The organism is Nocardioides sp. (assembly GCF_036374615.1).
Lineage (GTDB): Bacteria > Actinomycetota > Actinomycetes > Propionibacteriales > Nocardioidaceae > Nocardioides.
Genome location: NZ_DASUTK010000009.1, coordinates 1 through 9,301, shown reverse-complemented (window position 1 = coordinate 9,301; position 9,301 = coordinate 1). Strand labels below are relative to the sequence as shown.

Annotated in this window: 7 protein-coding genes and 1 tRNA gene; 6 read left to right on the top strand and 2 right to left on the bottom strand. The window is 69.8% G+C overall.

Annotated elements, in window-relative coordinates; translation table 11 throughout:
- The 3 genes from gltB to pyk all read left to right on the top strand — a co-directional run.
- Positions 1 to 3,645 (top strand): glutamate synthase large subunit (gene gltB / locus VFZ39_RS00460; protein ID WP_330863745.1); only part of this gene is annotated, 3,645 nt, incomplete at its 5' end.
- Positions 3,638 to 5,098, top strand: coding sequence for a glutamate synthase subunit beta (locus VFZ39_RS00455; RefSeq protein ID WP_330863744.1), 1,461 nt, complete (start codon positions 3,638 to 3,640; stop codon positions 5,096 to 5,098). The genes gltB and VFZ39_RS00455, both read left to right, overlap by 8 nt.
- Positions 5,099 to 5,163: 65 nt before the next feature.
- Positions 5,164 to 6,606 (top strand): pyruvate kinase, encoded by a 1,443-nt coding sequence (pyk, locus tag VFZ39_RS00450; RefSeq protein WP_330863743.1) that lies wholly within the window; start codon positions 5,164 to 5,166, stop codon positions 6,604 to 6,606.
- Between the two features lie 90 nt (positions 6,607 to 6,696).
- Here the strand turns inward: pyk and VFZ39_RS00445 are convergent, their stop codons facing one another.
- Together VFZ39_RS00445 and VFZ39_RS00440 are read right to left on the bottom strand one after the other, a co-directional pair.
- Positions 6,697 to 6,915 (bottom strand): hypothetical protein, encoded by a 219-nt coding sequence (locus tag VFZ39_RS00445; RefSeq protein ID WP_330863742.1) that lies wholly within the window; start codon positions 6,913 to 6,915, stop codon positions 6,697 to 6,699.
- 593 nt (positions 6,916 to 7,508) lie between these two features.
- Positions 7,509 to 7,591, bottom strand: a tRNA-Leu gene (locus VFZ39_RS00440).
- A gap of 91 nt (positions 7,592 to 7,682) precedes the next feature.
- Here VFZ39_RS00440 and VFZ39_RS00435 point away from each other — a divergent pair.
- The 3 genes from VFZ39_RS00435 to VFZ39_RS00425 form a co-directional block, all read left to right on the top strand.
- A complete protein-coding gene (locus tag VFZ39_RS00435; protein WP_330863741.1) occupies positions 7,683 to 7,889 on the top strand; it encodes a hypothetical protein in 207 nt (68 codons plus the stop codon).
- Positions 7,890 to 7,928: 39 nt separating this feature from the next.
- Entirely contained in the window at positions 7,929 to 8,519 is a 591-nt protein-coding gene (locus VFZ39_RS00430; protein ID WP_330863746.1) for an ANTAR domain-containing response regulator, read from the top strand.
- A 150-nt stretch (positions 8,520 to 8,669) separates the two neighbouring features.
- The coding region (locus VFZ39_RS00425) for an ABC transporter substrate-binding protein (protein ID WP_330863740.1) at positions 8,670 to 9,301 on the top strand (632 nt) is incomplete at its 3' end.

Here is a 9,301-nt window from a genome sequence, read left to right as displayed (position 1 = left end):
GGGCGCTCGCTGCCGCACGCCGTGCTGATGATGATCCCGGAGGCGTGGGAGAACCACGGCGAGATGGCTGCGAAGCGCCGCGCGTTCTACGAGTTCCACGCCTCGTTGATGGAGCCGTGGGACGGGCCGGCGTGCGTGGTGTTCACCGACGGCACCCAGATCGGGGCGGTCCTCGACCGCAACGGGCTGCGCCCCTCGCGGTACTGGGTCACCGACGACGGACTCGTCGTGCTCGCCTCCGAGGTCGGCGTGCTCGACCTCGACCCGGCGAGCGTGGTCCGCAAGGGACGGCTGCAGCCGGGACGGATGTTCCTCGTCGACACCGATGAGCACCGGGTCATCGAGGACGAGGAGATCAAGGCCGAGCTCGCCGCGGAGCACCCGTACGACGAGTGGCTCCACGCCGGCCTGATCCACTTGGACGACATCCCCGAGCGCGAGCACATCATCCACACCCACGCGTCGGTCACCCGTCGGCAGCAGATCTTCGGCTACACCGAGGAGGAGCTGCGCGTGCTGCTGACCCCGATGGCGAACACCGGGGTCGAGCCGCTCGGCTCGATGGGGACCGACACGCCGATCGCGGCCCTGAGCGAGAAGCCGCGGCTGATCTTCGACTACTTCAGCCAGCTGTTCGCGCAGGTGACCAACCCGCCGCTCGACGCGATCCGCGAGGAGCTGGTGACGTCGCTGAGCGGCACCATCGGGCCCGAGGCCAATCTGCTCGAGCCCGCGCCGGCGTCCTGCCGGCAGGTCGTCCTGCCGTTCCCGGTCATCTCCAACGACGACCTCGCCAAGATCCGCCACATCAACCGTGACGGCGACATGCCGGGCTTCATCACCCACGTCTCCCGCGGCCTGTACGACGTGGAGGGCGGCGGGGCCGCGATGGCGGCCCGGATCGACGAGATCTGCGCCGAGGTGTCGGCCGCGATCGCCGGCGGCGCCCGGATCATCGTGCTGTCCGACCGGCACTCGACCCAGGAGCTGGCCCCGATCCCGTCGCTGCTGCTGACCGGGGCGGTCCACCACCACCTGGTGCGCGAGAAGACCCGCACCCAGGTCGGGCTGCTGATCGAGGCCGGCGACGTCCGCGAGGTCCACCACGTCGCGCTGCTGATCGGCTACGGGGCGGCGGCGGTCAACCCCTACCTCGCGATGGAGTCGGTGGAGGACCTCGCCCGCGACGGCTACTACGTGAAGGTCGAGCCGGAGCAGGCGGTCGCGCAGCTGATCAAGGGGCTCGGCAAGGGCGTGCTCAAGGTGATGTCCAAGATGGGCGTCTCGACCGTCGCGTCGTACACAGGGGCCCAGATCTTCGAGGCGGTCGGTCTCTCGCAGGCCGTGGTCGACAAGTACTTCACCGGCACCACCTCGAAGCTCGGAGGCGTCGGGCTCGAGACGATCGCAGAGGAGGTGGCGCGGCGGCACGCCACGGCGTACCCGCGGGCCGGCATCGCGCCGTCGCACCGGGCGCTCGCGATCGGCGGCGAGTACCAGTGGCGTCGTGAGGGCGAGCCGCACCTCTTCGACCCCGACACGGTGTTCCGGCTGCAGCACTCCACTCGGTCGGGCCGCTACGACATCTTCAAGCAGTACACGCAGCGCGTCGACGAGCAGTCCGAGCGGTTGATGACGCTGCGCGGCCTCTTCCGGTTCAAGGTGGGTGAGCGGCCACCGGTCCCGATCGAGGAGGTCGAGCCGGTCTCCGAGATCGTGAAGCGGTTCTCGACCGGCGCCATGTCGTACGGCTCGATCAGCCGCGAGGCCCACGAGACCCTGGCGATCGCGATGAACCGGCTCGGCGCGAAGTCCAACACCGGCGAGGGTGGGGAGGACGCCGACCGCCTCCACGACCCCGAGCGCCGAAGCGCGATCAAGCAGGTCGCCTCGGGCCGGTTCGGCGTGACGTCGGAGTACCTCACCAACTCCGACGACATCCAGATCAAGATGGCGCAGGGTGCCAAGCCGGGCGAGGGCGGCCAGCTGCCCGGCAACAAGGTCTACCCGTGGGTCGCCAAGACCCGGCACTCGACGCCGGGAGTGGGTCTGATCAGCCCGCCACCCCACCACGACATCTACTCGATCGAGGACCTCGCGCAGCTGATCCACGACCTCAAGAACGCCAACCCCTCCGCCCGCATCCACGTGAAGCTGGTGTCCGAGGTCGGGGTCGGGACGGTCGCGGCCGGAGTGTCCAAGGCGCACGCCGACGTGGTGCTGATCTCCGGGCACGACGGAGGCACCGGGGCGGCCCCGCTGACGTCGCTGAAGCACGCGGGCGGACCCTGGGAGCTCGGTCTCGCCGAGACCCAGCAGACGCTGCTGCTCAACGGGCTGCGAGACCGGATCGTGGTGCAGACCGACGGCCAGCTGAAGACCGGCCGCGACGTCGTGATCGCCGCGCTGCTCGGCGCCGAGGAGTTCGGCTTCGCCACCGCGCCACTGGTGGTGTCGGGCTGCATCATGATGCGGGTCTGCCACCTCGACACCTGCCCGGTCGGGGTCGCCACCCAGAACCCGGTGCTGCGCCAGCGCTACACCGGCAAGCCCGAGTTCGTCGTGACGTTCTTCGAGTACATCGCAGAAGAGGTCCGCGAGCTGCTGGCCGAGCTCGGGTTCCGGTCGCTGGATGAGGCGATCGGTCGCGTCGACACGCTCGACGTCGAGGCCGCGGTCGACCACTGGAAGGCGTCCGGGATGGACCTCGGTCCGATCCTCCACCAGGCGGCCCGACACGGCGAGTTCGGCCAGTTCGGTGACCAGGATCTCCACTGCACGAAGCAGCAGGACCACGGGCTCGACAAGGCGCTCGACAACGAGCTGATCGCGATCGCTGCCCCGGCGCTCGAGTCGCGCGAGCCGGTGCGGGCGCAGCTCGCCGTACGCAACGTGAACCGGACGGTCGGCACCATGCTCGGGCACGAGGTCACCAAGCGCTACCGCGCCGAGGGCCTGCCCGACGGCACCATCGACCTGACGCTGATCGGGTCCGCGGGCCAGTCGTTCGGGGCGTTCCTGCCGCCGGGGGTCACGCTGCGGCTGGAGGGTGACGCCAACGACTACGTCGGCAAGGGACTGTCAGGCGGGCGGCTGGTGATCCGACCCGACCGTGGCGCGAGGTTCCGCTCCGAGGAGCAGATCATCGCCGGCAACACGATCGCCTACGGGGCGACCTCGGGCGAGATCTTCGCCCGCGGCGGGGTGGGGGAGCGGTGCTGCGTGCGCAACAGTGGCGCCACTGTCGTGACCGAGGGTGTGGGTGACCACGGGTGCGAGTACATGACCGGGGGCCGGGTCGTGGTGCTCGGCCGGACCGGCCGCAACTTCGCGGCCGGCATGTCCGGCGGCTACGCGTTCGTGCTCGACGTCGCGGAGCACCGGGTGAACCGCGAGCTGGTCGAGCTGGTGCCGGTCGCGGACAAGGCCGACGAGCTGTGCGACCTGGTGCGCCGGTTCACCGAGGAGACCGGATCCGAGGTCGGGCAGGCGCTGCTCGACGACTGGGTGGCGTCGCTCGAACGCTTCACGCTCGTGATGCCCCGCGACTTCAAGCGGGTCCTGGAGGTCCGCGCGGAGGCGGAGGCCGAGGGGCTCGACGAGGAGCAGGCCGCCGCCCGGATCATGGAGGTGCTGCATGGCTGACCCGAAGGGATTCCTGAAGCACGGCCGCGAGGTCCCGGCCCGCCGGCCGGTCGAGGAGCGCGTGGGGGACTGGAACGAGGTCTACCCCGACGGGATCGGCCGGGCGCTGCTGCCGATCGTCAGCACCCAGGCCGGCCGGTGCATGGACTGCGGCATCCCGTTCTGCCACCAGGGCTGCCCGCTCGGCAACATCATCCCCGAGTGGAACGACCTGGTCTGGCGCGACGACTGGGACGGCGCGATCGAGCGGTTGCACGCCACGAACAACTTCCCGGAGTTCACCGGGCGGCTCTGCCCGGCACCGTGCGAGACCTCGTGCGTGCTGGGCATCAACCAGGATCCGGTCACCATCAAGAACGTCGAGGTCGCGATCATCGACCGGGCGTGGGAGTCGCGTGCGGTCCGACCGCGACCGCCGGAGTGGTTGTCGGGCAAGACCGTGGCCGTGGTCGGGTCGGGCCCGGCCGGACTGGCAGCGGCCCAGCAGCTCACGCGGGCAGGCCACACGGTGGCCGTCTACGAGCGGGCCGACAAGATCGGCGGGCTGCTGCGCTACGGCATCCCTGAGTTCAAGATGGAGAAGCAGCACCTCGACCGGCGGCTGGACCAGATGCGCCGCGAGGGGACGATCTTCCGGGCCGGGGTCGAGGTCGGGTCCGACGACCTGACCACGGAGCGGCTCCTCGACCGGTACGACGCGGTGGTGCTCGCCATGGGGTCCACGACCTCGCGTGACCTGCCGGTCCCGGGTCGGGACCTCGACGGGATCCACCAGGCCATGGAGTACCTGCCGCAGTCCAACCGGGCGTCGCTGGGCCAGGACGTGCCGGGACAGATCACGGCCAACGGGAAGAACGTCGTGATCATCGGCGGCGGCGACACCGGAGCCGACTGCCTCGGCACCGCGATCCGGCAGGGCGCGGCCTCGATCACGCAGCTGGAGATCCTCGCTCAGCCCCCGGAGTCCCGTCCCGCGGGCCAGCCGTGGCCGACGTACCCGATGACGTTCCGGGTCTCCTCGGCGCACGAGGAGGGCGGCGACCGCGTCTACGCGACGTCGACCCAGGAGTTCCTCGGCGACGACGACGGCCGGGTACGCGCGCTGCAGCTGGTCGAGGTGGACTCGTCGTTCCAGCCGATCGCGGGCACCGTGCGCGAGCTCCCCGCAGAGCTGGTGCTGCTCGCGATGGGCTTCACCGGCCCGGAGCGGCCGGGCCTGGTCGAGGAGCTCGGGGTCGACATCGACGAGCGCGGCAACATCGCGCGCGACGACTCGTATGCGACGTCCGTCGACGGCGTGTTCGTCGCCGGTGACGCGGGACGCGGCCAGTCGCTGATCGTGTGGGCGATCGCGGAGGGAAGGGCGGCCGCGGCGGGCGTCGACCGGTTCCTGACCGGGGCGACGAACCTGCCGGTCCCGATCGCCCCGACCGAGCGGCCGATCTCGGTGTGACTCGGCGGGCTCGGCGCTGGCGGGTCCGCGTGTTGGATCGATCCAACGACCGGTAGGGTCGAGGTGTGGCTAGAGCGAAGATCGTCTGCACCCTCGGGCCCGCGACGAGCACGCCGGAGATGATCCGGCAGCTGATCGAGGCGGGGATGGACGTGGCGCGGCTCAACATGAGCCACGGGACCCACGCCGACCACGAGAAGGCCTACCGGATGGTGCGTGAGGCCGCCGACGAGTCCGGCAACGGCGTGGCGGTCTTCGCCGACCTCCAGGGCCCGAAGATCCGGCTCGGCACGTTCGCCGACGGGCCCGTCGAGCTCGATGACGGTGCTCGCTTCACCATCACCACGCGTGACGTCGAGGGCGACCGGGACATCTGCAGCACGACGTACGCCGGCCTGCCGGGCGACGTCGGCGTCGGCGACCAGGTGCTGATCGACGACGGCAAGATCCACCTGCGGGTCGTCGAGGTCGACGGCACCGATGTCCACACCGAGGTCGAGGTCGGGGGAGAGGTCAGCAACAACAAGGGCATCAATCTGCCCGGTGTCGCCGTCAGCGTGCCCGCACTGTCGGAGAAGGACGAGGAGGACCTGCGCTGGGCGCTCCGGATCTCCGTCGACTTCATCGCGCTGTCGTTCGTGCGCAGCGGCGCGGACGTCGACCGGGTCCGCGAGATCATGGGCGAGGTGGGCGTGTCGCTGCCGGTCATCGCGAAGATCGAGAAGCCGCAGGCGATCGACAACCTCGACGACGTGATCCGGGCGTTCGACGGCTTCATGGTGGCGCGTGGTGACCTGGGCGTGGAGATGCCGCTCGAGCAGGTGCCGCTCCTGCAGAAGCGGGTCGTCGAGGCGGCTCGCCGCAACGCCAAGCCGGTGATCGTGGCGACCCAGATGCTGGAGTCGATGATCACCAACCCGCGGCCGACCCGGGCCGAGGCGTCCGACGTGGCCAACGCGGTGCTCGACGGCACCGACGCGGTCATGCTCTCCGGTGAGACCAGCGTGGGGGAGTACCCGCTCGAGGCCGTCCAGACGATGGAGCGGATCGCCGCGAACGTCGAGGAGCACGGCTCGGTCGTGGCGCGGATCGACTGGCAGCCGCGGACCCGCGGCGGGGTGATCGCCAAGGCCGCAGCCGAGGTCGCCGAGCGGGTCGGTGCGAAGTTCCTCGTCGCCTTCACCCAGTCCGGCGACTCCGCGCGGCGCCTCTCACGCCTGCGCACCCCGGTCCCGATCCTCGCGTTCACCCCCGAGGACAAGGTGCGCTGCCAGCTGGCCCTGACCTGGGGGGTCGAGACGTTCAAGACCGACCCGGTCGAGCACACCGACGAGATGGTCCGCCAGGTCGACGAGCAGCTGCTCGAGATCGGGCGGGTCAAGCAGGGGGAGCTGGTGGTGATCATCGCGGGCAGCCCGCCCGGGATCGCCGGCTCCACCAACGCGCTGCGGATCCACAAGATGGGTGATGCCATCAACGAGGTGGCTCCGGCGTACCGCCGGCGTTGACGGGTAGTTCTCTGCTCGCTGATTGGGCTGTGTCGCGACTTAGGCAGCGGCAGGGGGCGCCCGCCAGGGGCTGGTGCCCCGACCCTCGAGCTATCTCTTTGAGCCGATCAGCCGGTCGAGGCGGGCCACTCCCTCTCGTCGCGACACGCTGATCGTCTGCGCGTTCGACTGCCGCCACGGGACTTCGGCGAGGTCCAGGGCCCAGCAACACAGCTCGCGGATGTCGGCCGACAGGTTGGTGAACTGCCACCGCGGGTACTCGTAGCGTTTCTTTACCCCGGCCACCGGCCGTGTGGCCCAGTTGCGCACGCGGCAGCCGTCGGAATGAAAGAGGCCGCGGAGCAAGCCATCGGGGTGGGGCCTGGACGATGGCGCGTTGCCAGTCCTCGAGCACGATTGGCCGCTCGTGCTTCTTGCCCGGCCCGTGCTGAGGGAAGAGACACGCCCAGTGCTTCCAGCCCATGGTGACGATCGTGCATCCCGGTCGTCGGCGGTAGTGCGGCCGGCTCCCAGGCTTGACGCGGCGCATCATGTCGGCGACCCGTTCGATGTCGTGGACATGACGATTGTCGTTGACCACATGCAGGCCCAGGACGCCGCGCCGCCCACGGCTGATGTGGCCGTCGCCCAGGTACCACCCCAGTAGTTCGGCATACGCCTCCACATCCAAGCCCCCGTCGCCACATCGAGGACACTCTGCGGTGCAATGCTGTTGGTCCCGCGCCCTCCCGCGACGTTGATACTCCCGCCGCCATCGCCTGATCGTCTTGAACGCGACTCCGTGACGTGATGCGTTCTCGGCGTCCGAAACGCCCGCCTCCGACGCGCGGAGCGCACTGTCAACCATCGCTTGCGGACGCACATGACCCATGTGTCATGTTCTCGCCGTGTGCTGACAACGGTGCCGGGTGTGGGAGTCGAACCCACACGTCCTTGCGGACAGTGGTGTTTGAGACCACCGCGTCTGCCATTCCGCCAACCCGGCTGGGCGCACATACGGTAGCGGAGCACTTGCGCTTTTCCTGCGATGGGCTAAAGTCGAGTAAATTACTAGACTATTGGGGCGGGGAGGCAGCATGACGTGGCCCTGGCAGTGGGCGGCGGCGAGCAACGAGCGCGCCGTCGAGAACGCCCGGCAGGCGAGCACGGCGCTCAGCCGGGGCCGGGTCGAGCGCGAGGAGGTCGAGCTCTTCCTCCGGGAGCGGTACGCCGAGCCGCGGCCGGTCGCCGCGGTGCCCGGCCAGGTACCCCTCGAACCGGGAGTCGCCCGAGCCGCTCGCTAGCCTGAGCGGGTGAGCGAGCCCGCCCCGACCGAGCCCACGATGCCGGCCGCCCGTCGCGTCGTCATCGCCGAGGACGAGGCACTGATCCGGATGGATCTCGCCGAGATGCTCGGCGAGCAGGGCTACCAGGTCGTGGGGGAGGCGGGGGACGGAGCGCGGGCCGTGGAGCTGGCCGAGGAGCTGCATCCGGACCTGGTCATCCTCGACGTCCGGATGCCGATCCTCGACGGGATCGCAGCAGCCGAGCGGATCGCCGCCCAGCGGATCGCCCCCGTCGTGATCCTGACCGCGTTCTCCCAGCGCGACCTGGTCGAACGCGCGCGCGACGCCGGCGCGATGGCCTACCTCGTGAAGCCCTTCTCCGCCTCGGACCTGGTCCCCGCCATCGAGATGGCCGTCAGCCGGTTCGCCGAGCTCGACGCGCTCGAGCGGGAGGTGGCCGACCTGACCGACCGGCTGGAGACGCGCAAGCTCGTCGACCGGGCCAAGGCGGTGCTGCAGACCCGGCTCGGCCTCGGTGAGCCGGAGGCGTTCCGCTGGATCCAGAAGACCGCCATGGACCTACGGCTGTCCATGCGACAAGTCGCCCAGGGGGTCGTCGACCACGGTCCTGACCTGGGAAGAGGCTGAATTTCTGTGTCCGGAAGGTCACGAATCGACAACGACCCCGTCCGGAACGCGGAACTTGTTTAAAACCAGCATTCTGAGCGATACCTTCGGGCCCGCAGCACCCATGTCCAGGCGTTGACGCCTGGAGTTACCTAGTGAGCCGGAGGCCACATGATCCGCACTACTCGAGCAAGCCGCGTCGCCGCGGCGCTCGCAGCAGCCGCGCTCGTTCTCACCGCTTGTGGCGGTGGCGAAGAAGAGCCGGAAGCAAGCCCGACCAACGACGAGACCAGCGAGGCCCCCGAGCCCACGGGCGACGGTGTCCTGACCGTCGGCAACCTGCTCCCGCAGACCGGTGACCTCGCGTTCCTCGGCCCCCCGGAGTTCGCCGGCGTCAAGCTCGCCGTCGAAGAGATCAACGCCGCTGGTGGCGTCCTCGGCCAGGACGTCGTGAACATCGACGCCGACTCCGGTGACGGCACGCCCGACATCGCGGGTTCCGAGGTCGACAAGCTGTTCAACCAGGATGTCGACGCGATCGTCGGTGCCGCCGCCTCTGGCGTGTCCGTGAGCGTCATCGACAAGATCACCGGCGCTGGCGTCGTCCACTTCTCGCCGGCCAACACGGCTGCCGGGTTCGACACCTACGACGACAACGGCCTGTACTTCCGGACCGCGCCGTCCGACCGGCTCCAGGGCCAGGTCCTCGCGAACCTCGCGGCCGAGGACGGCTTCCAGAACGTCGCGATCATGGCGCGCCAGGACTTCTACGGTGAGGGTCTCGCCGAGCAGGTCCAGACGAC

What these genes read in the sequence shown, in the direction of transcription:
- VFZ39_RS00435 (WP_330863741.1), top strand. Translation starts at nt 7,683, where the DNA reads ATGACGTGGCCCTGGCAGTGGGCGGCGGCGAGCAACGAGCGCGCCGTC.
- VFZ39_RS00455 (WP_330863744.1), top strand. Translation starts at nt 3,638, where the DNA reads ATGGCTGACCCGAAGGGATTCCTGAAGCACGGCCGCGAGGTCCCGGCC.
- VFZ39_RS00430 (WP_330863746.1), top strand. Translation starts at nt 7,929, where the DNA reads ATGCCGGCCGCCCGTCGCGTCGTCATCGCCGAGGACGAGGCACTGATC.